The following is an 856-nucleotide window of genomic DNA, read 5'->3' on the forward strand; positions in this document are numbered from 1 at the left end:
GAAAGCTACTCCCATAGGCAGTTGTGCCCATAGGCAGTTGTGATGGGTACCTCTTGTGTGATGGTAGCAAAACAGAACTGTTCCCCTGTTGGTTTCCTGAAAGATATGCCGTGGGAGTTCTCTAGATGTCAGTTATCAGTGCTGAACACCTCGCCCACCAGCGACTGAATACCCCAATTGAGCTGGCTTTGCTTGAGGTTTTGCAGGCTTGCTAGGTTGCCGGCTTTGGTCAACATTGCCTGCTCCGCATTTGCAATGCAACGGTTTAGAAAATTCCAATAACAAAGGCACGGCATGCAATAGTGGCTACAAAATTAGTGCCGTTAGTTCCTGTAATGCGACATCCTGATGCGGAGTTTGCATTGCCAGGAGTTCCTGCTGTTATTTTCTGCGCTACATCATCAGATCCAGTTGAGGAATACCCTTGTAGCAAAACCAGATATGAGCCTGCGCCGCTAAACGGTTGGGGGAAAAAGAGTGTAGTTGATCCACTCCCCCCCGGCTGGACTCCGGTTGCTATCGTTCTGATAGCTGTCATGCATAACTGCAGCCCGCTTGGATGCCTGAAGGACGTGCCGGCAGAGTTCTCTACTACTGTGCAGTTATCGGTATTAAAAACCTCACCCACCAGCGACTGAATCACGCCCAAATTGAGCTGGCTTTGCTTGAGGTTTTGCAGGCTTGCTAGGTTGCCGGCTTTGGTCAACATTGCCTGCTCCGCATTTGCAATGCGGTTTTTTTGTATCTAAGGAAACTATGAAAATCACCTTATCACCAACGGGTGAGCCATACGGCCACCCATTTAGCGATGCTCTGTCATTAGAAAAACAGGGCGAAGTATTGATCATCAATGGGC

The 856-nt window shown here is 48.9% G+C and carries 1 protein-coding gene; it reads right to left on the bottom strand.

Features of this window, described 5'->3' with window-relative positions:
* Positions 1–265: 265 nt before the first annotated feature.
* Complete coding sequence (locus tag GY634_RS17025) at positions 266–709, bottom strand: hypothetical protein (RefSeq protein ID WP_166409904.1); 444 nt, start codon at positions 707–709, stop codon at positions 266–268.
* Positions 710–856: the final 147 nt, after the last annotated feature.

Origin of the sequence: Paenalcaligenes suwonensis, from assembly GCF_011290505.1 — a bacterium.
Lineage (GTDB): Bacteria > Pseudomonadota > Gammaproteobacteria > Burkholderiales > Burkholderiaceae_B > Paenalcaligenes > Paenalcaligenes suwonensis.